The organism is Leucobacter sp. VD1 (assembly GCF_037150695.1).
In the GTDB taxonomy this organism is placed as follows: Bacteria; Actinomycetota; Actinomycetes; order Actinomycetales; family Microbacteriaceae; genus Leucobacter.
In genome coordinates this window covers 1,052,523-1,078,214 of sequence record NZ_JBBCPO010000001.1, presented here as the reverse complement: position 1 = coordinate 1,078,214, position 25,692 = coordinate 1,052,523, and the positions used below count along the sequence as shown (strand labels likewise).

The following is a 25,692-nucleotide window of genomic DNA, read 5'->3' as shown; positions in this document are numbered from 1 at the left end:
GGATCAGGCTCTGGCGAACTCCGAGAGCCAGTCGAGGCGCATCTGCGCGAGGAAAGCGAGCACCACGTAGCAGAGCAGAATGATCACCCAGGTCCACGAGTACAGGCGCGAGAAGAGTCGCTGTGTGTTGGCGCCGAGGGGGATGTCGCCCACTGCATAGGGGCGGAATGCGGTGATCCACCACAGGGGAATCGTGACCGACCACACCACCATGCACCACGGACAGAGGGTGCCGAGCACGAAGACGCTCTGCGAAAACAGCCAGCAGATGAACACGAATCCGCCCAGCAGGCCGAGTTGGTAGAGCCGCCAGAACCAGGCCGAGAAGCGGGCCCCTGCGAGCAGAGCCACCCCTACCGCGATCGGGGCGATGAAGGCGGAGACGCCGATGATCGTGTTGCTGAATCCGAAGAGCGACCCTTGCCAGGATCCCATGTTGGGGCCGCAGGTGACGAGTACGCTCACGGTGCAGTTGGGTACGTAGTCGGGATTCGCGAGCGTCTTCATGTACTCGGTGAGCAGTTCGAAGGAGGCGAACCAGCCGATCGCTCCGGCAATGATCGAGAAGACGGCGAAGGCGACGGGGCGCGTGGCTCTGGGCTCCTGGCTCATGCGCCGATCCTATCCCTCGGTTCCTGCGAAGACGCGGGTCGAATGGCAATCCGGCGACGGTGGCGACTCCGTGACATAATGGAGTGCGGTGCGAGATGCTGAGAAGGCGGATCGCACGCACAGTCTTTTGGCGGCCGAGAGGCGGTCACCGGTCGAAGACCGACCGAGCGCGAGTGCGCGGCATTCGCGGAGAACAGGATTTGCGGATCACACCGCACGAATAGGGTTTCCGGCGAGAGCGAGACGCTCCCCGGGTAGAGGAGACACCAGGAATGGTGAACAGCGCAACAGAAGACCACCGCGACGAGACTGCGGGCGAGCAGTTCGAAGATGCGAAGCTGCAGGGCGAGGAGGCCACTGCGGCCGATGCGCCCGAGGGCGCGATCGAGGCGGGTGAGGGCGGCACCGCCGAACCCGACACGAAGCCTGAGGCACCCAAGCTGCTGCTGCCGCTCGCCGAGATGACTCCCGAGGAGCGCTTCCGGGCGACCACGCGACTCATCTTTCTCGCGCCGGACGTGCCGCCGGTGCAGCCGCGCCCGCGTCGCCTCGAATGGCGTCAGAGCGACGCGTTCCAGCGTCATGAGGAGCCTCGCCAGGGTGAGCTGAGCCAGCTTGACGACCTGCTCGATCAGCGCTTCCAGCGCGATGACGAAGCCTCCGACCGCGATGGCGGCTCGTCTTCGCGTCGCACCCGCCGTCGTTCGGCCGGGGGAGACGCGAACGGTTCGGAAGACGAGCCGCGCCGCCGCGAGCGCCAGGCCCCGGTGATCACCGAGCCCCAGAAGGTCAAGGGATCCACCCGGCTGGAAGCGAAGAAGCAGCGCCGCCGCGACGGTCGCGATGCCGGTCGTCGCCGCATGGTGATCACCGAGTCCGAGTTTCTTGCGCGCCGTGAGGCCGTGGACCGTGAGATGATCGTGCGCACCACCGCGGATCGCGTGCAGATCGGCGTGCTCGAAGACAAGGTGCTCGTTGAGCACTACGTGGCACGGTCGAGCGAGTCTTCGCTGATCGGCAACGTTTATCTGGGCCGCGTGCAGAATGTGCTGCCGAGCATGGAAGCCGCATTCGTCGATATCGGCCGCGGCCGCAACGCCGTGCTGTACTCGGGCGAGGTTGATTGGTCGGAGTTCGAGGGTGGCAATACCGCCCGTCGTATAGAGAATGCCCTGAAGCCTGGCGACCAGGTGCTCGTGCAGGTCACGAAGGATCCGGTGGGGCATAAGGGTGCCCGCCTGACGAGTCAGATCTCGCTGCCGGGTCGCTTCCTCGTGTATGTTCCGGGCGGTGCCATGAACGGCATCTCGCGTAAGCTCCCTGATACCGAGCGCGCGCGCCTGAAGAAGATCCTCAAAGAGGTGCTGCCGAGCGGCGCGGGTGTGATTGTGCGTACCGCCGCCGAGGGCGCTAGCGAGGATCAGCTCACGCACGATGTGCAGCGGCTCACCCGCCAGTGGGAGTCGATTCAGAAGCGCGTTGAGAAGGGTGGCGGGCCGGTGCTGCTGCACTCGGAGCCCGACATGCTCATCAAGATCGTGCGCGACGTCTTCAACGAAGACTTCCACCGGATGCGCATCTCCGGCGACGAAACTTACGAGACGATCGAGCGCTACCTCTCGCAGGTGGCTCCTGATCTGATGCAGCGTGTCGAGCGCTACAGCGGTGAGCGTGACATCTTCGACGAGTACCGGGTGACTGAGCAGATCGCGAAGGCGCTTGATCGCAAGGTGTGGCTGCCTTCGGGCGGGTCGCTCGTGATTGACCGCACCGAGGCGATGACCGTTGTCGACGTCAACACCGGCAAGTTCGTCGGCTCGGGCGGCAACCTCGAGGAAACCGTCACGAAGAACAACCTGGAGGCGGCCGAGGAGATCGTGCGTCAGCTGCGGTTGCGCGATATCGGCGGCATTATCGTGATCGACTTCATCGACATGGTGCTTGAATCGAACCGTGACCTTGTGCTGCGTCGTCTGGTCGAGTGCCTGAGCCGTGATCGTACGAAGCATCAGGTTGCAGAGGTGACCTCGCTCGGTCTGGTGCAGATGACGCGTAAAAAGCTGGGGCTCGGTCTGCTGGAGTCGTTCAGCGAGCCCTGCGAGGTCTGCGCCGGGCGCGGGGTCATCGTGCACCACGAACCCGTTGCCAAGCACCGCAGCGAAAGCCAGCCGCGCAACTCCAAGCGCAGCAAGGGCGGGCAGCCTCAGCAGCAGGAAGCCAAGACCCAGAATCAGACGCACGCCATTACCGACGGCGCGAAGAATATGCTTGCGCAGGTGGCTGCATCCACTCTGCAGGCCGCAAAGGCTGATGATCGCCCCGCTGGTGAGACGCCAGCGGCGGCGGAGTCGGCAGCACCTGCTGCGGCAGTGTCCCCGCGCACCGATACTGAGGTGAAGGTGAGCGGCAAGGTCTCCTCGCGTCCCGCACGCGAGTCGGCTGCGCCGCGCACGCGAGTCGCGGCCGAGGCTCCCGCGAGCGGAGGCTTGCTTGATTCGGTGCTCGACGCATTGCCGGAGGCACCGAGCGCCGGCACCGGCCGTGCCCGCAATCGGCGCGTCTCGACGGCACCGATAACAGGTGGTGCTGAACGGCCCGTCGTCGCGGAGAGCGACGATGCGAAGTCGGCTCAGCAGGCGCTTGCGGAGGCGCTCGATGCGACGGCCCGCCGAAAGGGCGCCGGTCGGGAGTGACACGCGGGGTGGCCTATTTGACCGCATCCGGTGATTCACGGTATTATTGAGCGTTGGTGTCACCCGATAGGCGACGGCACCTCAGACTTCGAAGGCGGCACGGCCGCACTTCGACACGGAAGAAGATCCTCAAGAAAAGGGTGACAAGTGGTTTACGCAGTAGTGCGCACAAGCGGCCGTCAGGAGAAGGTCGAGGTCGGCTCGATCATCACCGTCAATCGTGTGGCGGGCGACGCCAAGGGCAAGCTTCAGCTTCCCGCGGTACTCCTCGTTGATGGCGACAAGGTGACGACCGACGCCGCGGCTCTTGCCAAGGTGAAGGTGACCGCAGAGGTGCTCAACGACCTCCGTGGTCCGAAGATCGTCATCCAGCGTTACAAGAACAAGACCGGTTACAAGAGCCGCCAGGGTCACCGTCAGGATCTGACCCGCATCAAGGTCACCGGCATCAAGTAATCGCCTCGGCATCACTGAAGGAGTAGAGACTCATGGCACATAAGAAGGGCGCAAGCTCGACCCGTAACGGTCGCGACTCGAACCCCCAGTACCTCGGCGTGAAGCGCTTCGGCGGCCAGCAGGTCGGCGCGGGCGAGATCCTCGTCCGCCAGCGCGGCACCAAGTTCCACCCGGGTGCGAACGTCGGTCGCGGTGGCGACGACACCCTCTTCGCACTTGCGGCCGGCGAGGTCGAGTTCGGTGTGAAGGGCGGCCGCAAGGTCGTCAACATCGTGGCTGCTGCCTAACCACAGGCATTCGACGGCGAGTCGGCCCCTCGATCAGCTCGAGGACCGGCTCGCCGTTTGCCGTATTCAGAGATAGTGGTCATCCCGCAGCCCGAAACGGCAGGGCCGGGATGATTCCCTGCAGTTTGATGCAGGGAGACGCAGGGCGGGAGACGCAGTTATGGTGACCTTCGTGGATCGGGTGCAGGTGCACCTTCAGGCGGGACGCGGCGGAAATGGCTGCGTGTCGGTTCGGCGCGAGAAATTCAAGCCCCTCGCGGGCCCCGATGGCGGGGCCGGGGGTCATGGCGGCGACGTCGTACTCGTTGCCGATCCGCAGGTCACCACTCTGCTTGAATACCACCGCCGCCCCCACCGCACCGCCGAGAACGGCGGCTACGGTGCCGGCGGCTACCGTGAAGGCACCCACGGTGCCGAGATGGTGCTGCCCGTGCCCGTCGGCACCGTCGTGAAGGACGAAGCGGGGGAGACCCTTATCGACCTCACCGAGCCGGGAACCCGCTATATCGCTGCGAAGGGCGGCATCGGTGGCCTCGGCAACAACCAGCTCGCCAGCACCAAGCGCAAAGCCCCCGGCTTCGCTCTGCTCGGCACCGAGGGTGCCCAGTGCACAGTGACCCTCGAACTCAAGACCATCGCCGACGTGGCATTCGTGGGCTACCCGTCGGCCGGTAAATCGAGCCTCATCGCCGCGATGAGCGCGGCGAAGCCGAAGATCGCCGACTACCCGTTCACCACCCTGCACCCCAACCTGGGCGTCGTGCAGGCCGGCGACCACCGCTACACCGTCGCCGACGTTCCCGGTCTCATCGAAGGTGCCAGCGAGGGGCGCGGCTTGGGCCTCGACTTTCTGCGCCACGTCGAGCGCTGCAGCGCGCTGCTACACGTGCTCGACTGCGCCACCCTCGAACCGGGCCGCGATCCGCTCTCCGACCTCGAAGTGATCCGCGGCGAGCTCGCCGCTTACCCCGTGCCCGAAGGTCAGGTGCCGCTGCTCGAACGGCCGCAGCTCGTCGCGCTCAACAAGATCGACGTGCCCGAAGCCCGCGAACTCGCAGACTTCGTGCGCCCCGAGCTTGAATCGCAGGGCTACCGCGTCTTCGAGATCTCCACGGTCTCGCACGAGGGCCTGCGCGACCTCAGCTTCGCCCTCGCAGAACTCGTCGAGCAGTCGCGCGAACGCGAACTCGCTGAGGCCGCCCACCAGCCGCGCATCGTGCTGCAGCCGAAGGCCGTCGACGACAGCGGCTTCCGTGTGGTGCCCGAGGGTGGCAGCTACGGCACCATCTACCGCATTCTCGGCACGAAGCCGCAGCGCTGGGTCGAGCAGACCGACTTCAAGAACGACGAAGCCGTGGGCTACCTCGCCGACCGACTGCAGAAGATCGGCATCGAAGACGCCCTCGTCAAGGCCGGTGCCACCGCGGGCTCCACTGTGGTCATCGGGCCGGGCGCCGGCGTCATCTTCGACTGGGAGCCGACCGTCACCAGCGCCGCCGAAGTACAAATGGGCTCCCGCGGCTCCGATCTGCGCGTCGACCAGAATCAGAGACGCACCAACAAGGAACGCCGCGTCGACTACCACGAGATGATGGACGCGAAGGCTGAGGCCCGCGCCGAACTCGAACGCGAGCGCAAGTCTGGCATGTGGGAGAGCGAATCGTGACTCCCGGATCGCTCACCACCGGCGAGGAGCTGCTCGGCGCCCGCCGCGTGGTGGTGAAAGTCGGTTCGTCGTCGGTCAGCGGTGACAACGCGGGTCAGATCCCCCATCTCGTTTCCTGCCTCGCACGCATGTATCGGGCCGGTGCCCAGGTGATCCTGGTCTCCAGCGGCGCAATCGCCACGGGTGTGCCCTTCCTGCGCCTGGACGAGCGGCCCGATGATCTCGCAACGCAGCAGGCCGCAGCCGCCGTGGGGCAGAATATTCTCGTCAACCGCTACCAGCGGGCGCTCACAGCGCACGAGATCATCGCGGGTCAGGTGCTGCTCACCGCGCACGACATGGAGAATCCCACGCACCGAGGCAACGCCAGGCGCTCGATCGAGCGGCTGCTGCAGCTCGGGATCCTCCCCATCATCAACGAGAACGACACCGTCGCGACCCACGAGATTCGCTTCGGCGATAACGACCGTCTCGCCGCGCTTGTGGCGCGACTGGTGGGGGCCGACAGACTGGTGCTGCTCTCCGATGTCGACGCCCTCTACACCGCGCCCCCTGCAATGGCCGGCGCGGAGCGCATTGAGTTCGTGCCCTACGGTGATCCGCTCGACGGCATCGAGATCGGTGAGTCGCAATCTGGTTGGGGCACCGGCGGCGCAGCCACGAAGGTGCAGGCCGCGAGGCTCGCCGCCGACGCGGGCACCGCAGTGCTGCTCACGGAGACAAAGCTGCTGGCTCCCGTGCTCGACGGCGAACGCCACGGCACCTCCTTCGAAGCGAAGCGCGGCGGCGAATCGGTAGGCTAGGGGTCATGACCCAGGCTGATCCCTTCCTCGTCAAGCTCGAACGCGCGCGCGCCGCATCCAAGCGGCTCGCCACCGTCACCACCACGCAGAAAAACGCGGCGCTCGAAGCCATTGCGGCAGAACTCGAGAACAGCGTCGATGAGGTTGTCGCAGCAAACGCCCTCGATCTCGCCCGCGGTGTGGAGAACGGCATCGGGCAGGGGCTGCTGGATCGCCTGCGCCTCGATGCCGAACGCCTGCGCGGCCTGGCCGCAGCCGTGCGCGAGGTCATCGCGCTGCCCGACCCCGTGGGGCAGGTGGTGCGCGGCAGCACCCTCGCCAACGGGGTCGCCATCAGCCAGGTTCGTGTGCCCTTCGGCGTGGTCGGTGCCATCTATGAGGCGCGACCCAATGTGACCGTCGATATCGCCGCCCTCGCGCTGAAGAGCGGCAACGGTGCGGTGCTGCGCGGCGGCAGCGCGGCAGAGCACTCGAATCGGGTGCTCGTGGCGCTGATTCAGCGCGCCATCGATCGTGCGGGTCTCGACGGTGACGCCGTGCAGACCATCGACGAGTTCGGTCGAGAGGGAGCCTCCCGCCTGATGCGCGCGCGCGGCTACGTCGATGTGCTCATCCCACGCGGCAGCGCAGGGCTCATCTCGACAGTGGTGAACGAGTCGACCGTGCCGGTGATCGAGACAGGCTCGGGTATCGTGCACGTCTTCGTCGACGCGAGCGCCGACGAAGAGATGGCCGTCTCCGTGGTCAAGAACGCGAAGACCCACCGCCCGAGCGTGTGCAACGCTGCTGAAACGCTGCTCGTGCATCGCGACGCCGCCGAACGGCTGCTGCCGAGGCTCGCGAGCGAACTCATCGGTGCCGGCGTGGAGCTGAGCGGCGACGAGGCCGCTCGGGGCGTGGCTGAGGGAGTGCTTGCGGCGAACGACGAGACCTGGGCCACCGAGCATCTCGCGCTTGAGATGGGTGTGCGGGTTGTCGACTCGCTCGACGAGGCGCTGGCGCACATCGAGCGCTACTCGACCCGTCATACCGACGCGATCGTCACTCAGGATTACGCCAATGCCGAGCGATTCCTCGCCGAGGTCGACTCGGCTGTGGTGATGGTGAACGCATCCACCCGATTCACTGACGGCGGCGAGTTCGGCTTTGGTGCTGAGGTGGGAATCTCGACGCAGAAGCTGCACGCCCGAGGCCCCATGGGTCTTCCCGAGCTCACGAGCACGAAGTGGCTTGTGCGGGGCGCCGGTCAGATCCGCTGATCAAACCCGATACACTGAATGTATCTTCCTTTATCCGTCATGAATGCAGGGGTCTCAATGTCACTTGTCGCCACGATCGCCGTCGCCGCCGAAGAGGGGCACCACATCGTCAACGAGCTGCCCTTCCCGGCCCCTGTTTTCGGTGCCATCGCCTTCGTCGCCTTCACCGCGCTCGCGCTGGTGACGTTCTCGTTCCGCGACGTCGCGAACCGCCACGCTGAGAAGGCTGAGGCCTACGCTCGCGAGCACGGCGCCGCACAGCACCACTGAGCATCGGCACTCCGTGGCAACACGACGCCGCATCGGGGTGATGGGCGGCACCTTCGATCCGATCCATCACGGGCACCTGGTCGCGGCGAGTGAGGTCGCGCAGAGCTTCGACCTTGACGAAGTAATTTTCGTCCCAACTGGCCGACCCTGGCAGAAGCAGCATGTCTCGCCCAGTGAACACCGGTATCTGATGACGGTCATTGCGACCGCATCGAACCCCAGGTTCACGGTCAGCAGAGTAGATGTGGATCGCGCCGGCCCCACCTACACCGTTGATACGCTGCGTGATCTTCGCGCTCAGTACCCTGATGACGACCTCTTTTTCATCTCAGGGGCTGACGCCGTCGAGCAGATCCTTGGCTGGAAGGACATCGACAGGCTCTGGGATCTCGCCCATTTTATCGCCGTGTCGCGCCCCGGGCACGAGCTCTCGCTTTCGGGTTTGTCGGGTGACCACGTAAGCTTGTTAGAAGTCCCCGCTCTGGCAATCTCATCTACGGACTGCCGGGAGCGGGTGGCGCGGGGGTATCCGGTGTGGTACCTGGTGCCTGACGGTGTAGTGCAATACATCGCGAAGCACGGTTTGTACACCGAGGAAGCGACAGAGAATGAGTGAGCAGGACGAACAGCGACCGCTGAGCCGCCGTGAGCGGCGGTTGCGGGAGATGGCGGAGACCGGCGCGCTGGATCTCTCCGAGATCTCAGAGATGGTGGCTGAGCCGAAGCCGGTGAGCCAGCCGAAGATCGACAACGAGATCGAAATCTCGCCGTTCCACGAAGATGGCACGCCGCGCAGCCGTCGCGAGATGCGCGAACTCCGCGAGCGGGCACTTGCTGAGCGAGCGCAAGCGGCCCCGGAAGCTGCTGACGGCGCCGATGTTGAGGCGTCGGACCCTGCTGAGTCGACGACCGATGCTGCATCTGAGACCTCCGAGATCGATGACGTGGCTGCTGAAGATGCACCCGCAGAGGCGGCTCAGGCAGAGCGGGCCTCCGTTGAGGAGGTGCCGGTCGAGCCTGCAGGCGAGTTGATTCCCGAACCTGTACCCGCGGTACGTCCCGCTCCCACCCAGCCGTGGTCGTCGGCTCCTGAGGCCGACGCTGCAGTCGCATCCGCGGATGATGCGCCTGAGGCTTTTGGGGTTGATGGTGACACCTCTGAGGCTGACGCCGCTGAGCAGCTGGGGCACGATCCCGCGCCGGGCGATCAGACCGGTGCGATCGACTTCGATACGTTGATTGCCCCGCCGACCGAGCCGTTTACCGTGGCAGAGTTGCAGGAGGCGGAAGCCGCTGCAGCCGATGAGCTCGACGAGGAAGACGAGCCGGCGGGGGCCAGCGCAGACGAGCCCGCGCCCGTTGAGGCGGCGCCCGCTGAGAAGCCGAAGCGTCGCTTCCCCTGGCAGCGCAAGACCACCGCTGACGACGTTGCGGATGCCTCCCCGTCGGATGAGGCAAGCGCGGAAGGCGCTGCTGAACAGTCTCAGGCAGGCGACGCCGAGAGCGATTCGGTGACCACGACTGACGAAGTGCCCGAGGCTGCGACAGAAGCTGTCGCCGTCGAGGATGTCGTCGTTGTTGAGGAGACCGTGGCCATCGCTGAGGTGGCGGAGCCCGAAGCAGAACCCACGCCCGAAGAGGCGAGCCCTGAGCAGAAGGCCAGCTACTCCTTCCCGGATATCGCCCCGCCCGAGGAGTGGCGGTCGGTGTTCGATGACCCCACCTCCCGTAAGGTGCCCGATCAGGGTGGTCAGGGCGGCGACTTCGACGATCTCATCTCCCGGGCGGTCGCTCAGGAGGGCACGTCGACCACGGCGGGCACCTCGGCGCTGATCCTGCCGTCCATGCCGGAAGACACCGGTGGTCTCACCGGCCCGATCGGCGCCACCGGAGAGTTGTATGTGACCGGCTCCCTGCAGCTGCCGAAGTCGCTCGGTGAAACCGGGGGACACTCGGCGCTCCATGACTCGATCGAGATCGATCCGATCACGGGCGAAGAGTCCGCTGATCTCCATATGACCGGCGAGGGCCCCGCGCCTGTTTCGGCTCGGCACGCCGTGAGTGCGCGTGCTGCGTCGGGTCTTCCGATGGCGAAGCCCGTGACGGATCGCAGCAAGCTGCCGCTCGTACTGTCGCTCACCGGTGGTGGCCTGCTCGTGGTCATCGTTGCGCTGGGAGTCTGGGGCGCAAGCAACGGGATGTTTGGGTAGCTCCGAGCGAGTTCTCTCCTGCGGGCGTGTGCCCGCCGAACGAAGGAAACACACTGAAGACTGAAGTGAATCAGGCCAACGACGTGCTGTCCGATCTGCGGATCGCGGTTCGTGCGGCCGACGACAAGGGCGCAACTGCTCCTGTGGCGCTGCTGGTGACGGAGCAGTTCGGCCTCGCCGACGCGTTCTTGATCGTGACCGGCGCGGTGGAGCGCAATGTGCAGGCGATCTCAGACGCCATCGAAGACGCACTTAACGAGGCTGGTGTGCGCACCGTGCGTCGTGAGGGGCGCGAGACGGGTCGATGGGTGCTGCTCGATTTCGGCGACCTCATTGTGCACATCTTCCATCAGGAGGAGCGCGACTTCTACCAGCTTGAGCGTCTCTGGCAGGACTGCCCGGTGATTGAGGTGGCGCCTATGCTCGAGACCGCCGAAGACAGCGGCCAGGCCTAGCCGTGACAAGAGGTGCGACGCGCCCGGGAACGCCCGATTTGCGCGCTGCACCCCCTTCCGGTGTAAAGTAGAGGAGTTGTCGGGGGAGCATTTCTCCGACTTCCACGGGTCTGTGGCGCAGCTGGTAGCGCACCTGCATGGCATGCAGGGGGTCAGGGGTTCGAGTCCCCTCAGATCCACCATTCCTTGAAAAGCCCCGCTCCGGCGGGGCTTTTCGTCTTGAGAAAGGGACGGCGTGCTGTACTCGGGGCTGCTCTGGCCTGCCGGGAAGCGCCGGCGGAAACGTCGGTACAGTCTGTCGGGGGAGTGCGTCGACAACGCCACTCGGCCCCGATCCACCACGCCCCGATACACTGCGGACATGATCGACCTGAGCCACCCCATCTTCACAGGCATGACCGTCTACCCTGGCGACCCCGAGGTGCGCGTGCGCGAGGTCTTGAGCGTCGCCGCCGACGGTGTCGCGGTCTCAGAACTGCACCTCGGCTCCCACGCCGGCACCCACATCGACGCCCCTTCGCACACGATCTCGGGCGGCCGCACCATCGACCAGGTGCCGCTCGACGCACTCTCGGGCGACGCCCTGATTCTGCACCTCGCCGATCGAGTCACTGCAAGGGCCGGCATCGACTCCGCCATGCTCGGCCTTGACGCCTTCGAGTCGGTGCCCGCGATTGTCGCGATCTGCACAGGCTGGGATCGGCACTTCGGCGATGACCTCGCGCTGCAGCATCCCTTCGTGACAGTCGAAGCAGCTGAACGGCTATGGCAGCTCGGCATGCGGGTGCTCGCCGTCGACACGCTCAGCCCGGATCGCACCGCAATTGGTGAGGGCACCGCTGGGGGAGACACGGCTGGCGATCCCGATCCGCTGCCCGTGCACAGCGTGGTGCTGGGGCGAGGAGGCACAATTGTGGAGAACGTGCGCGGGCTCGATGCGCTCGGTGAGCGGGCCCGGATTGGCATCTTCCCGCTGCCGCTCCGGGGTGCCGACGGCGCGCCTGCCCGAGTCGTGGCGTGGACGGATGCGGATCGCTGATCCCGGGCGTTCCACGCGCCCGCGAGGGGTTGCGATCGCTCCCGGCCACTCGGGCTTGGTGTGCATCGCCCAGGGGTACTGCGGCTGAGGCTTGAGACGGAGCCGCGCGCACGGCGGTAAACTGCTGCGGTGCCCGGCGGCAGGGCTCACCGGAGCCAAGCCTGTCTCGGCAGGGCAGCGATCTCGGGCGCGGAAGTGAGGGGCGAACGTGGGAGACGAAGGGGTACGGTCGCTGGGCTACGCACGACCGGGCTTCGCGGCACTGCTGCCCGATCTTGCGGTGGTCGCACTTGGCGGATCCATCGGCTCGTTCGCACGCTATCTGCTCTCGACCTGGATCGCACCCAGCGGCGACTTTCCGCTCGCGGTCTTCTCAGTCAACATCGTAGGTGCGTTCCTGCTCGGGCTGCTTGTCGAGGTCATCACTCGGGCCGGGGGAGACGGCGGGCGCTGGCGCACGATGCGCCTCCTGCTCGGCACCGGCCTGCTCGGTGGATTCACCACCTACAGTCTGCTCGCAGCCGACCTTGCGGAGCTGCTGCTCGCCGGCGCTTTCGGAGTTGCGGCGCTGTATGCGCTGCTCACGCTTGTGCTCGGCGGCGCGGCGAGCTGGTGCGGGGTGCTGGCTGGGCGGATCCCGAGCCGTCTGCGAGCGCGGGGGGCGGCACAGTGAGCGGCGTGGCGGTCGCGATTGGTATCGCGCTCGCGGGTGGTTTCGGCGCTGCAGTTCGCCACCTCGTCGATACCAGCCTGCCTGATCGCGTGCGCGCTCGGTTCCCGTGGGGGATCATGCTCATCAATCTGAGCGGATCATTCGCGCTGGGGTTGCTCGTCGGCCTCGCGCTCGATCATCCGATCGCAAGCATGCTGTCGGTTGGATTCCTCGGCGGGTACACCACCTTCAGCACTGCGAGCCTCGACAGTGTGCGTCTGCTTGCTGCGCGGCGCTACGGTGCGGCCCTGTGGAACGGCCCGGGCATGCTGATTTTCGCCACAGCGCTCGCCGTGCTCGGCATCGTGCTGACGCGATCCTGATCCCTGATCTGCGCAGCGGCCGCCCCGCACTCGCGCCGCACCCGCCCTGCCCGGTTTGCCGCTCGTGCCTCCGGCACACACCTCATCGGAGTCATCCCAGTGGCCGTTTCACCAACGCGCAAACGACCACACGGGTGACCTCGATTGCTCAGCGCACTCGCCGGGCTTCGAAGGTGTGCGCCGGGTTCACGTATGCCTCCTGCGACTCGACGAGCTGCAGTTCGCGGCTGCCGGCCGCGAGGGTGCGCTCCAGCAGTTCGAAGACGCTCGCCGCGGTGCGCGACAGCGCCGCCGCCGCGTCTCCCGTGCGCCGCAGGTGCGCGGTGAAGAGGGCCGCGGTGACATCGCCAGAACCGTTGCGCTTGAGGGGGAGGCGCGGCGTCTCGAGCAGCCAGGCGCCGTCGCCGGTGACGGCGAGCATCTCGATCGTGGCCGGTTCGCCGTCGGCGGTGACGGGGCGATCGGGGCGCAGCAGGCTTGTCACGAGCACGGTGCTCGGGCCGAGTTCGCGGGCGCGATCGACAGCGTCGAGGGTTGATTCGAGGGTGTCGGGCGAGGTGCCCGTGATGAAGCCAAGCTCGAACTGATTTGGGGTGATGAGGTCGGCCTGTGGCACGACGCGGTCGCGGATTAGCTCCTGCACTTCGGGGGCAACGTGACAGCCCGATACTGCATTGCCGAGCACGGGGTCGCAGGCGTAGATGGCATGGGGGCTGTGCTGCTTCACACGCGCCACGGCGTCGAGGATCGCGTCGCCGATGCTGCTGCCGCCCTGGTAGCCGGAGAGCACGGCGTCGACGTTCTCGAGGCCGCCGCGTTCCTCGATGCCGGTCACGATCTCGCGCACGTCATCGCCGCTCAACATCGGGCCGCGCCAGGATCCGTAGCCCGTGTGGTTCGAGAAGCACACCGTCGAGACAGGCATCACCTCGACCCCGATGCGCTGCAACGGAAACACTGCCGCGGAGTTGCCAACGTGACCGTAGGAAACAGAGGACTGGATCGAGAGAATGCGCATGCATCGATCTTCGCACTGGTCTATTTCGTGGACCAATGACGCAGCGTGGCAGTAGACCACGGGTCGGCGAGCGTCGCCCCAGCCAGCTTGGTGAATGGGTGGGGTTAGATCGCCCTTCCCGGCGTGAGGATGTTGTGCGGATCGAGTGCGGTCTTAATCGCCTGCTGCACGTCGAGCGCCACCGGGTCGAGCTGCCAGGGCAGCTCGTGCCGCTTCACCGACCCGATGCCGTGCTCGCCCGAGATCGTGCCGCCGAGGGAGAGTGCGAGGCGGGTGATGTCGTCGATCACGCGGTCTGCGAGGGCGATGCCCTCTGCCGTATCGGGGGCTTCAACGGTGCTGTGCAGATTGCCGTCGCCCGCGTGCGCGACGGTCGAGACTCGCCTCCCGTAGTGCTCGGAGATCTCGGCGATGCCGTGGAAGACCTCGGCAAGTGCCGCCACAGGCACCCCTACGTCGCAGGAGATCTTGAGGCCGCGGGCGTTGAGCGCCGGGTTCGAGAGGCGACGCGCCTCGAGCAGCGCATCTGATTCGGACACCCCCGAGTCGGTCGCGCCGTGCTCAACGCACAGAGCGGTGATCGCGGCGGCCTTCTCGGCTGCGTCGAGCCCCACAGTCTGACCCACCAGCATCGCGCCGCGCGGAACCGTGAGACCGCTTGGATGGAAGGACTCGATGATCTCGACGCTGAGCGCGTCCATGAGCTCGAGCACCTCCGGCTGCACCGAGCCGCCCACAATCGCGGTGACGGCGCGCCCGGCGTCTTCGAGCGTATCGAAGCTGGCGCGGAAGGTGCGCGGTGTGCCCGGCGGCACGGGCTTCAGCCGAACGGTCGCCTCGGTGATGACGCCAAGTGTGCCTTCCGATCCCACGAACAGGCTGGTGAGGTCGTAGCCGACGACATTCTTGCGGGTGCGTGCGCCCACGCGCAGCACGCGCCCGTCGGCGAGCACCACCTCGAGTGCGGCGACCGAGTCGGTCGTCACCCCGTGCGAGACGCAGCGCAGCCCGCCCGCGTTGGTGGCGATGTTGCCCCCGACGGTGCAGCTGCGTGCGCTGGCCGGATCCGGCGGGAAGAACAGGCCCTGTTCGCGGCAGAGGGCATCCAGCTCTGCGGTGATGACGCCGGGCTGCACCACCGCAAGCCTATTGGGGGCGTCGATGTCGAGCACGCGGTTCATGCGCTCCAGCGACACGATGAGCCCGCCGTCATAGCCCATTGCGCCCCCGGTGAGGCCAGTGCCGGCACCGCGCACGCTCACCGGCACGCGGTGCTCGTGAGCCCAGGCAAGCGCAGCGGATACCTCAGCGGTCGATTCGGCGAGCACGAGTGCGAGCGGGGTGCCGTCTGGCACTGCCCGTGACGTGTCGATGGCGTAGGGCGCGATGAGGGCGGGGTCGCGCACCAGCCGTTCACCGAATACCCGCTGCAACTGCTGAAAAGATCCCACTCGGACTCCTTGATCGACGACGCTGTGCTGCAATCCACGCTAGCGCACGCCACAGGCACCGGGCCCGTGGCCGGCTGCGGCCTCGGCGGCCTGCAGTCCCGGTGGTGGGCGGCCGCGGTGGCGCACGGCCTCGCGTGGCAGGATGAGGGGGTGGATCAGCAGACGAGCGCGCAGACATCTTCCGGCGTGCATGCGCCGAACGGCGTCGGAGCCGGACGCTATGCCCCGAGCCCCTCAGGCGATCTGCACCTCGGTAATCTGCGCACGGCCCTGCTGGCGTGGTTGTTCGCGCGATCGAGTGGACGGCGCTTCCTCATGCGTGTCGAAGACCTCGATCGCGCACGCGACGCGGGCGCGGGGGAGCGGCAGCTCGATGATCTCGCCGCTCTCGGCATTGACTGGGATGGCCCGGCGGTGCTGCAGACGATGCGGGGGGCGGATCATGACGCTGCGATCAGCGCCCTCGCCGCCAGGGGTCTCGTCTACGAATGCAGCTGCACGCGCCGCGACATTCTCGCCGCGCCGAGCGCCCCTCATGCCCCGCCGGGGGCATACCCCGGCACCTGCCGCGACCGCACGGAGGAGGAGCGGGCGGCGGTGCGGGCCGCGATCCTGCCCCGGAAACCGGCCCTGCGGCTGCGCGCGCCGGAGGGAGTGCACGCGCTCGAGTTCGACGACCTCGTGCTGGGGCGCACCCGCGGCGATATCGACGACTTCGTGCTGCGGCGTGGCGATGGCACCGTCGCCTACAACCTCGCCGTGGTCGTCGACGATGCTGCGATGGGGGTGAACCAGGTGGTGCGCGGTGACGATCTGGCGTCGTCGACGCCGCGTCAGATGCTGCTGCAGCGCATGCTGGGGCTGCCGTCGCCGCCGGCTTTGGAATACGCGCATGTGCCCCTGGTGCTGGGCCCGAGCGGTGCGCGTCTCGCGAAGCGCGACGGTGCGGTCACCCTCTTACAGCTGCGCGACAGCGGTGTCACGAACGGAATGGTGCTCAGCGCCATCGCGGCATCGCTCGGGCTGGCATCACCGGGGGAGCCGGTGACCACCTCGCAGCTGCTCGATCGTTTCGACCCGGCAGCGCTGCCCCGCGAGCCGTGGCTATGGCGCGACGGCACCGCTCAGTAGCGCGGTGCCTACTTCTTGAGCGCCCGGATAATGCGGGCCAGGGCGCGCCCTGCCACCCACACGAACGGCACGCTGACGGCGAGCAGCGCGATCACGTTCGGCTCGAAGCGGGTGTAGCCGTCGCGTGTCACATAGGCACCGACGGGCACCGACATGCCGCCCCCGCCGCCGCCGGAGCCTTCGCCCTGAGCGTCTTCGAGGTCGCCGCCTCCCTCGCCGCCACCGAAACCGTACGAGGTGCACGCGACGGGGATGATCGTGGTGCCGTCGACCTCGATGGGCTCGCCATACGCGGAGTGGACGCCCACCTGAGTGACCGTGTCTGCAAGCTGCTGGGTGAGTGATGCCATGCCCTCACCCTACCCGCTCGACCGCGATTGCGGGACGAGTCTCAGGCAGCTCACACCGGCGGCTGCGTCTCGCCCGCGGCGTCGCTGGAGCGCCCGCGCCGGGCGGGCTCGGGCTGGGGCCGCTTCGCCTGGATGCCGTCGCCCGAGGAGACATGCTTGATGCGGCGGATCACCCACGGCACCAGGTGCTCGCGCGCCCACACCACGTCTTCCTTGCGGGCCTGGCGCCAGGTGCGCAGAGGCAGGGGTGGCGGATCCATCGGTGCGAGCTCGTGCGGCACGTTCAGGGCGTCGAGCGCTGCGCGCGCGATCGTGTGGTGGCCGAGCGCGTTAAGGTGCAGGCGGTCGCCGGCCCAGTAGCGGCTGTCTTGCAGCTCTTCGAGCGCCCACTGATCCACCACCACGCAGTCGTGCCGCTTCGCGACCTTGCGCACATTCTCATTGAAGATTGCCACCTTGCCGCGGATCGTGCGAAACACGGGCTGAAAATTGGTGTCCACTCCCGTGAACAGGAGGATCGTGGCACCGCTCGCACTGAGGCGCGCAATGAGGCGGTCGAGCTTCGCAGCCACCTCGTCAGGGTCGCTGCCAGGGCGAATGACATCGTTGCCACCGGCGCACACGCTGATGAGGTCAGGGCGCAGATCCAGCGCCGCCTCCACCTGCTCATCGGCGATCTGCTGGATCAGCCTGCCGCGCACCGCCAGATTCGCGTACGCGAACTCGCCGTCGAAGGCGCTCAGCACCTCCGCGAAGCGATCCGCCCACCCACGCAACCCACCAGGGCTATCAGCATCCGGATCTCCCACGCCCTCCGTGAAGGAGTCGCCGAGGGCCACGAAACGCGACCAGGGAAGCTCGATTCCCGTCTGTTCCTCTGTCACTGACAACCCCTGTTCGTTGAGCGGCGCCCGTCTGAGAACGCTCGCGATCTACACCGCTAGTCTAGAACGCTGTGACAGATTCGGATCCAGCCCTCCATCTCCCGGGAACGAGCGCCGCCGAACACCTGCCCCCCGCCTACCCCGAGCGCGCCGCCCACGGCACGGCCCCGCGGCTGCGCGCCTGGCAGGAGGAGGCGATCAAGCAGTACCTCGAGCAGGCCCCCCGCGACTTCCTAGCCTCGGCGACGCCGGGCGCCGGCAAGACGACGTTCGCGCTGCGCCTCGCCTCAATCCTGCGCGCCAACCACACCGTCAGCCAGATCGTGGTCGTCGCCCCCACTGAGCACCTGAAAACCCAGTGGGCCGACGCGGCCGCCCGCGCGGGCATCCGCCTCAACCCGCACTACTCCAACAGCGACGGGCTCGGCTACGGCCGCCACTTCCACGGCGTCGCCGTCACCTACGCGCAGGTCGCCATGAAACCGGTGCAGCACCGCTTGCTCACGGAAAACGCCGACACGCTCGTGATCCTCGACGAGGTGCACCACGGCGGCGACGCACTCAGCTGGGGCGACGCGATCCGCGAAGCCTACGGCAGCGCGAAGCGGCGCCTCTCGCTCACAGGAACCCCGTTCCGCTCAGACGATGCGCCGATCCCGTTCGTGCAGTACGCCCCCCAGGGTGACGGGTCGCGCCTCTCGCTCACCGACTACGACTACGGATACGGGCGCGCGCTCGCCGACGGCATCGTGCGCCCGGTCATCTTCATGGTCTACGCCGGCAAGATGCGCTGGCAGACCTCGGCAGGCGAAGAGATGGAAGCCGCGCTCGGTGAGGGCAACACGAAAGACATCACCTCACAGGCGTGGCGCACCGCGCTCGACCCCTCAGGCGACTGGATCGCGAAGGTGCTGCGCGCAGCCGACCGCCGCCTAAGCGAGGTGCGGCAGCAGATCCCCGACGCCGGCGGGCTCGTGATCGCCACCGATCACGCCGCCGCGAAGTCGTATGCGCGGCAGCTGCGCGAGATCACCGGCGAAGAGGTGGCGCTGATCCTGTCGGATGATGCGGGTGCCTCGGAACGCATCGACTCGTTTTCGGCGGGGGATTCGCGCTGGATGGTCGCGGTGCGCATGGTGTCGGAGGGCGTTGACGTGCCCCGTCTTGCTGTCGGCGTGTACGCCACGAGCTCGTCGACGCCGTTGTTCTTCGCGCAGGCCATCGGTCGCTTCGTGCGTTCGCGGCGCCGCGGCGAGGTCGCTTCGGTGTTCATTCCGAACGTGCCCGCGCTCATGCAGCTCGCCGCCGAGCTCGAGAAGGAACGCAACCACGTGCTCGAGGGCCCCAAGAGCGCGGAGGAGATGTGGGACGCCGAGGCCGCGCTCATGGCGGAGGCGGAGCGCGAGGACCGCGCCTCTTCGGAGCTTGAAGAGGCCGAGTTCAAGTATCAGGCGCTCGGATCTGATGCGCACTTCGACAGGGCGGTGTTCGACGGGGCCGAGTTCGGTGGCTACGCCGAGGTGGAGAGCGAGGAGGAGCTTGATTTTCTTGGCTTCCCCGGGCTGCTTGAACCGCAGGAGGTGAAGGCGCTGCTGCAGCAGCGGCAGGCGCGGCAGGCGCGCCGCTCGGCGAACCGTCAGGGGCTGCTCGAACACGCGCCGGAGCGAGCGGAGGCTCCCGAGGCGCTGCACCGCACCCTTGGCGAGCAGCGCAAGCTGCTGTCGAGCCTCGTGGGCATGTACGCGAAGGTGTCGGGAGAGCCGCACAAGGATATTCACACCGAGCTGCGACGGGTCTGCGGCGGTCCGGCAGTGGCGCAGGCCTCGGTGACCCAGCTGCAGAAGCGGATCGAGTTGCTGCGGCGGCGACTGCGCCCGTAGCGGGTCGGGGCAGGATCAGGCGCAGTGCGTGGAGCTTCGTAGGATGGGCCTGTGGGAAAGAAACGCGCAGCAGCCTCGACTCCGGCAACACTCGCGCTCGTGGCGGCGGGCATCCCCTTCGAGTTGCGGGCCTATGAGCATGATCCCGGGGTGAGCGATTTTGGGGGAGAGGCCGCAGCTGCGCTCGGCGTCGTGCCCGAGCGCGTATTCAAGACGCTGCTCGCCGAAGTTGACGGTGCGCTCGCCGTCGGCATTGTGCCGGTTTCGGGTCGTCTCGATGTGAAGGCGCTTGCCGCCGTGCTTGGCGGCCGGCGGGCGGTGATGGCGGATCCCGTGCTTGCGGAGCGCAAGACCGGTTACGTGGTGGGTGGCATCAGCCCGGTCGGGCAGCGCACGCGTTTGCGCACGGTGCTCGATGAGTCGGCGCTGGATCACGGCACGGTGCTCGTGTCGGGTGGCCGCCGTGGCCTCGATATCGAACTCGCGCCGCAGGATCTGGTGCGCGTGACGGGCGCGGTGGTGGCGTCGATCGGGCGTGCGGCGTGAGGTGCGGCGTGAGCTGGGACCTGGGGTGCGGTGCGCAGTGCGGTGCGCGGGTCGCAGCGGATCGGATGCGGATCGGCGTGGCCGTGCGGCGCTCAGCAACCGGGCGCGGCACCGGTCCAACCGGCGCGACGCGCCCGGCCGGTCCCGCCGGATTCGTACCGCGCCGGGATCCGTGCTAAATTACTATCTGTTCGGCCGATGAAGGTCCGGATCGTTCGCGCGGGTGGCGGAATTGGCAGACGCGCTAGCTTGAGGTGCTAGTGCCCGTATTAGGGCGTGGGGGTTCAAGTCCCCCCTCGCGCACGTGAATGAGAACAACCCCCGGCAGGTCATTGCGACCGGCCGGGGGTTGTTTGCATGGGGGCAGGGGTGATGTCCACGGTGGCTGCCGTGTTTCAGCGTGAGCAGCAGGGCATGGCTCGCTAAGCTCGAGCCATGACCTTTGAGAGCATCCTCCAGCGCTTCGACAAGCTCGCGGGTGGCAGGCAAGCCGGCATTGCGATCTCCGATGAGCTGCGCAGCCATCCGAAGACTCGTCGCGCCTTCACCTGGATCATGTGGTTGCTGCTCGCTGAGCTGTTGCTCGGGGTTGCGGCCGTGGTGATCGCCGTTGCGATCGCTGCGGGCGGCGAGGCAGTGCCGTTCGCGGTGTGGATGCGCACGCTCGTGGTGTTCGGTATGACCGTCACCCTGTTCTACTTCGCGTGGCGGGCATCGCTCGGCTGGCGTTGGGCGTATCTGCGCTTGCGGCTCTTCTCGCAGATCTTCCCCGTCATTACCCTGGTGCTTGCGGCGATCCCCGGGCTGTATCCCGCGTGGATGGTCACCGAGCAGATCATCTTCAGCCTCATCATGATCGGCATCGCCGACTTCCTGACGAGCGATCACATGCGCGCGGCATTCAAGGCGCCCGAAGCGCCGTCGAAGCTGGACAACTCGACGCCTACTGACTGAGGGGGCGGATCACCGGCCTGCGCGATCCGCTGCGTGTTCCGGAGTGAGCACGAGCCCCCGGGGTGAGTACGACGACTGCGTGAGCCGCTGCAGCCACTCACGCGAAAGCTGCGGGCGCTCACGCTCCGAGAAGTGGAAGACGATCGGCACACCGGCCGAGATCCAGAGCGTGGTGGTGATCGCACGCTGCTGAGTGTCAGCGGTCCAGGTGAGAAAGAATGACTCGTTTCTTCGCATCCTGTTGACGATCACCACTCGCAGATGTTCCAGGGTTCGGTCGTCGAAGCGATACTCCTGGTTCCTGCCGTAAATGAGTGTTCCCACTGCTGCCTTCGTCTCCGGGCCTGAGCGACTCCTTGAGGCGGGGTGCCGGTTCCGGCGGATGGCTCGTCCGGCACGGTGGAGTTGGGGAAGAGGTGTTTCCCCCGGCAACTGTAGCCACGCAGGCCTCACCCGCAGGGGTGTATTCTCGTGGGCGCACACCCGGTATGGAGCACCGCTCAGGGCTATCGTTCAGGGGCGCAGGCAGGCGCGTTCGCGGCGAATCCCACCGCCGCATTACCTATACTCATCGTGTGCAAACTGAGCCGCTGAGTCTTCGTCTCCTCAACGACTACGAGGTTGTCGTGGCAGGGCTGCGCACCATGCTCGAACCCTTCGGCGAGCGGGTGCGCGTGGTCGAGGAAGATGTGCAGGAAGTTTCCGGGCGGCGCGTGGACCTCACCCTCTATGACACCTTCGGGCGTGCGCTTGCGGCGCAGCAAGATCTCGACGAACTTGCCGCCGATCCGCTGACAGGCACCGTCGTGGTGTACGCATGGAACACCGACGAGGCGGAGAAAAGCGCGGCGGGACTCGCCGCCATCGACAAGGCACTTCCCGCGCATCAACTCGTCGCCGAGCTCGAGCGGATCGCGGGCCGTGCACCCGCACGCAGCACCACCGCTCAGCGCGCCGCATTGCCCGCAGCGACCCTCTCGGAGCGTGCCGCGCAGCCCGCACGTCTGACCGAGCCAGAAAGCTCGTGGCCGGGCCGTGAGCACGGCCTCAGCATGCGCGAAGCCGAGGTCGTCGCCCTCATCACTCAGGGGCACACGAACGACGAAATCGCAGCCACGCTGTTTCTCAGCCCCAACTCGCTCAAGTCCTACATTCGGGCCGCCTACCGCAAGATGGGCGTTGAACGTCGCTCACAAGCAGTGCGGTGGGGCATTGAGCACGGCATGCTGCCTGAGCGGGCCCAACGCCGCTGAACTTCCGCAAACGCACCAGGAGCCAGGCCCGCTGGGGGATTGCCCTCGGCGCCACCCTCGCTGTGCTCGCTGCGGGCCCACTCGGTGGGATAGGATTCGGCTCGTCGGGTGGCAATAGCGATCACCGCAGGCCACTCGACGCACGGTAGACGGCAGGGATCCGCCTATTTCAGCCTCAATAAAGGAGTTCACCGTGTCTTTCTGGACATCATTCTGGGACATCATCGTCTGGTTCTTCTGGGTCTTCGTGTTCGTCGCCTACCTCATGGCGCTGTTCTCGATCATCGGCGACCTGTTCCGCGACCGCACCACCAAGGGATGGGTGAAGGCCATCTGGGTTGTCTTCCTGATCTTCGTGCCCTTCCTCACCGCGCTCGTCTACCTCATCGCGAGGGGCGAGGGCATGGGCCGCCGGGCCGCGGCAGCCGCCGATGAGCAGCAGCGCGCCGCCGAAGACTACATCCGCACCGTTGCCGGCGACAGCCCGGCCCAGCAGATCGAGCGCGCGCACCAACTGCTGACCGCAGGCGCGATCACCGAAGAAGAGTTCGCGACGCTCAAGCGCCAGGCGCTCGCCTGATTGGCGCGCACCACCAACTGACGGCCCCGTCGGTGCTTCGGCACCAGGCGGGGCCGTCAGGCGTTTCAGCCGAGCATCAGGCCGAGCTGGCCTGCCGCGTACGTCGCCGCGCCAGCACCCGCGTGGCGATGACGCCCTGACGTGGCGCGAACAGGTAGGCCAGCGCGAACGCGGTGCCCTGCGCGAGCACGATCATGGGCCCAGAAGCGGTGTCGAGGTAGTAGCTCGTGTAGAGGCCCACAACAGCGCAGCCCGCAGCGATCGCGGGGGCGATCCAGAGCATGCGGCCGAAACGGTCCGTGAGCAGGTAGGAGGTTGCGCCGGGAATGATGAGCATCGCGACCACCAGCACCACACCCACCGCCTGCAGCGCGACCACCGAGGTCATGGCGAGCAGCCCCAGCAGTATCGCGCCGAGCACGCGCGGGCGCAGGCCGATGGCGTGCGCGTGCGTGGGATCGAAGGCGAACAGTGTGAAATCGCGCCGCTTCACGACCAGCACCACGATGACGAGTGCGGCAAGCACCACGATCTGCAGCAGATCGGCGGTCGATACGCCGAGCAGATTGCCGAAGATGATGTGAGTGAGATCGGTCTGCGACGGCACGACCGAGATGATCACCAGCCCGAGCGCGAACAGCGTGGTGAAGACGATGCCGATGGCGGCGTCCTCTTTCACCCGGCTCGAGTCGCGCACGGCACCGATGAGGGCGACCGCGAGCACACCGAACACCACCGCCCCCAGCGCGAAGGGCGCACCTACGATGTAGGCGAGAGCAACCCCCGGCAGCACCGCATGCGAGACAGCGTCACCCATCAGCGACCAGCCGATCAGCACGAGCCAGCAGGAGAGCAGCGCGCAGATCACCGAGGCGATCAGGGCCGTTGCGAGGGCGCGGGTCATGAAATCGTAGCTGAGCGGGTCGAACAGCAAGTCGAGCGGGTTCATGCCTCGTCTCCTCGGTCGGGAAGGTCGCCGTCGCGGTGCAGCACATCGAGCCCGAAGGCGAGGGCCAGCGCCTTCGGTTGCAGCACCGCCTCGGGAGCGCCCTGCATGAGTACGCGGCGCATGAGCAGCACGGCTTCGTCGGCGAGGGCGGGGAGCGCGTGCAGATCGTGGGTGGAGACGAGGATCGTGTGCCCGTCGTTCGCGAGTTCTTTCAGGAGTCTGGTGATGGTGGCTTCTGAGCGTTTGTCGACGCCGGCGAATGGCTCATCGAGCAGCAGCGTGGTGGCGCCCTGCGCGATGCCGCGGGCCACGAAGGCGCGCTTGCGCTGGCCGCCTGAGAGCCGCCCGATCTGCCGGTCGGCGTAGTCGCTCAGCTCGACGCGTTCAAGCGCGCGATCGACGGCCTCCCGATCGGCCCGCCGGGGTCGGCGCGAGATGCCGAGGTGCCCGTAGCGCCCCATCATTACGACATCGCGCACCGAGACGGGAAACGCCCAGTCGACGTCTTCGCTCTGCGGCACATAGCCGATCCGCCCGTCTCCGCGGGCCCGCGCCGGCGGGTCGCCGTCGATGAGCACGGAACCGGCATCGGGGCGGATCATGCCCATGATCGCCTTGAACAGAGTCGATTTGCCTGATCCGTTCATGCCGACGAGGCCGCAGACGCGGCCCCGCGCGAGGGCGAAGCTTGCGGAATCGAGGGCGAGCACTTCGCCGTAGCGCACGGTGAGGTTGCGGACCTCGAGCGCGGGAGCGGGGGAGGCGGCGGTGTGGTCTGGGGTGCTCATGGGGTGCTCCCGGTGAGGGCTTCGGCGATGAGGTTGGCATCGTGGCGGATCAGCGCAAGGTAGCTCGGCACGGGGCCGCCGGCATCTGACAGTGAGTCGACGTAGAGCACGCCCCCGAAGACGGCGTCTGTCGATTCGACGACCTGACGCATCGGCTTGTCTGACACGGTCGACTCGCAGAACACCGCTGGCACATTGTTGTCGCGCACGAAGTCGATGGTGCCCGCGATCTGGCGCGGTGTTGCCTGCTGTTCGGCGTTGACGGCCCAGATATAGCGCTCGGTGAGTCCGGTGTCGCGGGCGAGGTAGGAGAAGGCCCCTTCGCAGGTGACGAGGGCGCGCTGCTGCTCGGGCAGTTCGGCGAGTTGCGCGGTGAGTTCGTCGTGCACGCTCTGCAGTTCGGTTTGGTAGGCCTGGCCGTTGGCGGCGTAGTCGTCGGCGTGCTGCGGATCGAGGGCGCTGAAGGCGGTCACGATGTTGTCGATGTAGAGCTGCGCGCTGCGTGGGCTCATCCAGGCGTGCGGGTTTGGCAGGCCGTGGTGGGCGTCGCCGGCGATGGGGATCGCTTCGATACCGTCGCTGACGACCGCGCGGGGAACGTCGAGATCGGCCACGAACTGTTCGAACCAGGCTTCGAGACCGAGGCCGTTGTTGAGGATCAGTTCGGCGTCTGCCGCGCGGCGCACGTCGCTCGGTGTGGGTTCGTAGCCGTGAATTTCTGCACCGGGCTTGGTGATCGATTCGACGCGCAGGTGGTCGCCGGCCACGTTGCGCGCCATATCGGCGAGCACGGTGAATGTGGTGAGCACGACGGGGCGGCCGTCGTCGGGTGCGGCTTCGTCTGCCGAAGTGGCCGATCCGCATCCCAGCAGGGTGCTTGCGGCGAGCGCGAGTGCGGCGAGGGTGAGGCCGCCGCGTGCGGCGGCGCGGTGGGTGCGGCGGGGCATGGGGCTCCTGTGCGGTTGCGGTGGGGGTTGGTGCTGATCGACGAAGAGGTTCGGTGATGTCCATCCTAAAGTTCGTCATGCCGAACTTTCAAGTCTGTTGTGTCGATGTTGCTTGGTGCAGTGATGCAACGGGCCCTCGCAGGCCGCAGCGGATCGCGATCCGCGAGCGGGTTCGG

At 67.0% G+C, this 25,692-nt stretch carries 28 protein-coding genes and 2 tRNA genes; 21 read left to right on the top strand and 9 right to left on the bottom strand.

What is annotated here, in order from left to right; all coding sequences use genetic code 11:
- Nucleotides 1–3 precede the first annotated feature (3 nt).
- Nucleotides 4–612, bottom strand: a complete 609-nt coding sequence (locus WFL22_RS05030; protein ID WP_336991725.1) for a vitamin K epoxide reductase family protein — start codon at nucleotides 610–612, stop codon at nucleotides 4–6.
- Between the two features lie 272 nt (nucleotides 613–884).
- On the opposite strand from WFL22_RS05030, the gene WFL22_RS05025 reads away from it, so the two are divergent.
- From WFL22_RS05025 to WFL22_RS04960, 14 genes are all read left to right on the top strand, one after another.
- A complete protein-coding gene (locus tag WFL22_RS05025; RefSeq protein ID WP_336991724.1) occupies nucleotides 885–3,305 on the top strand; it encodes an Rne/Rng family ribonuclease in 2,421 nt (806 codons plus the stop codon).
- 147 nt (nucleotides 3,306–3,452) lie between these two features.
- The gene (gene rplU, locus WFL22_RS05020; RefSeq protein ID WP_024355746.1) at nucleotides 3,453–3,761 is read left to right on the top strand and encodes a 50S ribosomal protein L21; all 309 of its coding nucleotides are present in this window, start codon (nucleotides 3,453–3,455) and stop codon (nucleotides 3,759–3,761) included.
- Between the two features lie 32 nt (nucleotides 3,762–3,793).
- A complete protein-coding gene (gene rpmA, locus WFL22_RS05015; protein ID WP_017884564.1) occupies nucleotides 3,794–4,048 on the top strand; it encodes a 50S ribosomal protein L27 in 255 nt (84 codons plus the stop codon).
- A 160-nt stretch (nucleotides 4,049–4,208) separates the two neighbouring features.
- Nucleotides 4,209–5,714, top strand: a complete 1,506-nt coding sequence (gene obgE, locus WFL22_RS05010; protein ID WP_336991722.1) for a GTPase ObgE — start codon at nucleotides 4,209–4,211, stop codon at nucleotides 5,712–5,714.
- On the top strand, nucleotides 5,711–6,517 hold the full coding sequence (gene proB / locus WFL22_RS05005; protein WP_336991721.1) for a glutamate 5-kinase: 807 nt from the start codon (nucleotides 5,711–5,713) through the stop codon (nucleotides 6,515–6,517). The genes obgE and proB overlap by 4 nt, the downstream gene beginning before the upstream one ends.
- A gap of 5 nt (nucleotides 6,518–6,522) precedes the next feature.
- Nucleotides 6,523–7,776, top strand: coding sequence for a glutamate-5-semialdehyde dehydrogenase (locus WFL22_RS05000; RefSeq protein WP_336991720.1), 1,254 nt, complete (start codon nucleotides 6,523–6,525; stop codon nucleotides 7,774–7,776).
- A gap of 57 nt (nucleotides 7,777–7,833) precedes the next feature.
- Complete coding sequence (locus WFL22_RS04995) at nucleotides 7,834–8,046, top strand: hypothetical protein (protein ID WP_336650844.1); 213 nt, start codon at nucleotides 7,834–7,836, stop codon at nucleotides 8,044–8,046.
- Nucleotides 8,047–8,059: 13 nt separating this feature from the next.
- Nucleotides 8,060–8,662 (top strand): nicotinate-nucleotide adenylyltransferase, encoded by a 603-nt coding sequence (nadD, locus tag WFL22_RS04990; protein WP_336650845.1) that lies wholly within the window; start codon nucleotides 8,060–8,062, stop codon nucleotides 8,660–8,662.
- Nucleotides 8,655–10,256, top strand: a complete 1,602-nt coding sequence (locus WFL22_RS04985) for a hypothetical protein (protein WP_336991719.1) — start codon at nucleotides 8,655–8,657, stop codon at nucleotides 10,254–10,256. Before nadD ends, WFL22_RS04985 begins: the two co-directional genes overlap by 8 nt.
- Nucleotides 10,257–10,321: 65 nt before the next feature.
- The gene (gene rsfS, locus WFL22_RS04980; RefSeq protein WP_336991718.1) at nucleotides 10,322–10,711 is read left to right on the top strand and encodes a ribosome silencing factor; all 390 of its coding nucleotides are present in this window, start codon (nucleotides 10,322–10,324) and stop codon (nucleotides 10,709–10,711) included.
- 106 nt (nucleotides 10,712–10,817) lie between these two features.
- Nucleotides 10,818–10,893, top strand: a tRNA-Ala gene (locus WFL22_RS04975).
- Between the two features lie 179 nt (nucleotides 10,894–11,072).
- The gene (locus tag WFL22_RS04970; protein WP_336991716.1) at nucleotides 11,073–11,750 is read left to right on the top strand and encodes a cyclase family protein; all 678 of its coding nucleotides are present in this window, start codon (nucleotides 11,073–11,075) and stop codon (nucleotides 11,748–11,750) included.
- Nucleotides 11,751–11,958: 208 nt separating this feature from the next.
- Complete coding sequence (locus WFL22_RS04965; protein WP_336991715.1) at nucleotides 11,959–12,423, top strand: fluoride efflux transporter FluC; 465 nt, start codon at nucleotides 11,959–11,961, stop codon at nucleotides 12,421–12,423.
- Nucleotides 12,420–12,785, top strand: a complete 366-nt coding sequence (locus tag WFL22_RS04960; RefSeq protein ID WP_336991713.1) for a fluoride efflux transporter FluC — start codon at nucleotides 12,420–12,422, stop codon at nucleotides 12,783–12,785. Before WFL22_RS04965 ends, WFL22_RS04960 begins: the two co-directional genes overlap by 4 nt.
- Nucleotides 12,786–12,933: 148 nt before the next feature.
- On the opposite strand, the gene pdxY is transcribed toward WFL22_RS04960, so the two are convergent.
- Both pdxY and WFL22_RS04950 read right to left on the bottom strand, forming a co-directional pair.
- Nucleotides 12,934–13,803, bottom strand: coding sequence for a pyridoxal kinase PdxY (gene pdxY / locus WFL22_RS04955; RefSeq protein ID WP_336991712.1), 870 nt, complete (start codon nucleotides 13,801–13,803; stop codon nucleotides 12,934–12,936).
- Nucleotides 13,804–13,907: 104 nt separating this feature from the next.
- The gene (locus WFL22_RS04950; RefSeq protein WP_336991711.1) at nucleotides 13,908–15,254 is read right to left on the bottom strand and encodes an FAD-binding oxidoreductase; all 1,347 of its coding nucleotides are present in this window, start codon (nucleotides 15,252–15,254) and stop codon (nucleotides 13,908–13,910) included.
- 186 nt (nucleotides 15,255–15,440) lie between these two features.
- Between WFL22_RS04950 and gluQRS the strand changes: the two genes are divergently transcribed.
- Nucleotides 15,441–16,385 (top strand): tRNA glutamyl-Q(34) synthetase GluQRS, encoded by a 945-nt coding sequence (gene gluQRS / locus WFL22_RS04945; RefSeq protein WP_336651624.1) that lies wholly within the window; start codon nucleotides 15,441–15,443, stop codon nucleotides 16,383–16,385.
- Between the two features lie 8 nt (nucleotides 16,386–16,393).
- On the opposite strand, the gene WFL22_RS04940 is transcribed toward gluQRS, so the two are convergent.
- Both WFL22_RS04940 and WFL22_RS04935 read right to left on the bottom strand, forming a co-directional pair.
- Nucleotides 16,394–16,735 (bottom strand): spore germination protein GerW family protein, encoded by a 342-nt coding sequence (locus tag WFL22_RS04940; RefSeq protein WP_336650853.1) that lies wholly within the window; start codon nucleotides 16,733–16,735, stop codon nucleotides 16,394–16,396.
- 50 nt (nucleotides 16,736–16,785) lie between these two features.
- On the bottom strand, nucleotides 16,786–17,619 hold the full coding sequence (locus WFL22_RS04935) for an SGNH/GDSL hydrolase family protein (RefSeq protein WP_336650854.1): 834 nt from the start codon (nucleotides 17,617–17,619) through the stop codon (nucleotides 16,786–16,788).
- 71 nt (nucleotides 17,620–17,690) lie between these two features.
- On the opposite strand from WFL22_RS04935, the gene WFL22_RS04930 reads away from it, so the two are divergent.
- The 4 genes from WFL22_RS04930 to WFL22_RS04915 all read left to right on the top strand — a co-directional run bounded on the left by WFL22_RS04930 (nucleotide 17,691) and on the right by WFL22_RS04915 (nucleotide 20,999).
- Complete coding sequence (locus WFL22_RS04930; protein ID WP_336991708.1) at nucleotides 17,691–19,499, top strand: DEAD/DEAH box helicase; 1,809 nt, start codon at nucleotides 17,691–17,693, stop codon at nucleotides 19,497–19,499.
- 51 nt (nucleotides 19,500–19,550) lie between these two features.
- Entirely contained in the window at nucleotides 19,551–20,045 is a 495-nt protein-coding gene (gene ybaK, locus WFL22_RS04925; protein WP_336650856.1) for a Cys-tRNA(Pro) deacylase, read from the top strand.
- A 217-nt stretch (nucleotides 20,046–20,262) separates the two neighbouring features.
- Nucleotides 20,263–20,348, top strand: a tRNA-Leu gene (locus WFL22_RS04920).
- A 132-nt stretch (nucleotides 20,349–20,480) separates the two neighbouring features.
- Nucleotides 20,481–20,999: a hypothetical protein gene (locus tag WFL22_RS04915; protein ID WP_336991707.1), complete on the top strand. Its 519-nt coding sequence runs from the start codon at nucleotides 20,481–20,483 to the stop codon at nucleotides 20,997–20,999.
- Between the two features lie 9 nt (nucleotides 21,000–21,008).
- Here the strand turns inward: WFL22_RS04915 and WFL22_RS04910 are convergent, their stop codons facing one another.
- The gene (locus tag WFL22_RS04910) at nucleotides 21,009–21,323 is read right to left on the bottom strand and encodes a DUF7882 family protein (RefSeq protein ID WP_336650858.1); all 315 of its coding nucleotides are present in this window, start codon (nucleotides 21,321–21,323) and stop codon (nucleotides 21,009–21,011) included.
- A gap of 251 nt (nucleotides 21,324–21,574) precedes the next feature.
- Between WFL22_RS04910 and WFL22_RS04905 the strand changes: the two genes are divergently transcribed.
- Nucleotides 21,575–22,252, top strand: coding sequence for a helix-turn-helix transcriptional regulator (locus tag WFL22_RS04905; RefSeq protein WP_336991706.1), 678 nt, complete (start codon nucleotides 21,575–21,577; stop codon nucleotides 22,250–22,252).
- A 193-nt stretch (nucleotides 22,253–22,445) separates the two neighbouring features.
- Nucleotides 22,446–22,832 (top strand): SHOCT domain-containing protein, encoded by a 387-nt coding sequence (locus WFL22_RS04900; RefSeq protein ID WP_336650860.1) that lies wholly within the window; start codon nucleotides 22,446–22,448, stop codon nucleotides 22,830–22,832.
- A gap of 76 nt (nucleotides 22,833–22,908) precedes the next feature.
- On the opposite strand, the gene WFL22_RS04895 is transcribed toward WFL22_RS04900, so the two are convergent.
- Genes WFL22_RS04895 through WFL22_RS04885 form a run of 3 tightly spaced genes read right to left on the bottom strand, consistent with a single transcriptional unit; the run spans nucleotide 22,909 to nucleotide 25,516 of the window.
- Nucleotides 22,909–23,781, bottom strand: a complete 873-nt coding sequence (locus WFL22_RS04895; protein WP_336991704.1) for a metal ABC transporter permease — start codon at nucleotides 23,779–23,781, stop codon at nucleotides 22,909–22,911.
- On the bottom strand, nucleotides 23,778–24,569 hold the full coding sequence (locus WFL22_RS04890) for a metal ABC transporter ATP-binding protein (RefSeq protein WP_336991703.1): 792 nt from the start codon (nucleotides 24,567–24,569) through the stop codon (nucleotides 23,778–23,780). Before WFL22_RS04890 ends, WFL22_RS04895 begins: the two co-directional genes overlap by 4 nt.
- Complete coding sequence (locus tag WFL22_RS04885; protein ID WP_336991702.1) at nucleotides 24,566–25,516, bottom strand: metal ABC transporter substrate-binding protein; 951 nt, start codon at nucleotides 25,514–25,516, stop codon at nucleotides 24,566–24,568. Before WFL22_RS04885 ends, WFL22_RS04890 begins: the two co-directional genes overlap by 4 nt.
- Between the last annotated feature and the right edge of the window lie 176 nt (nucleotides 25,517–25,692).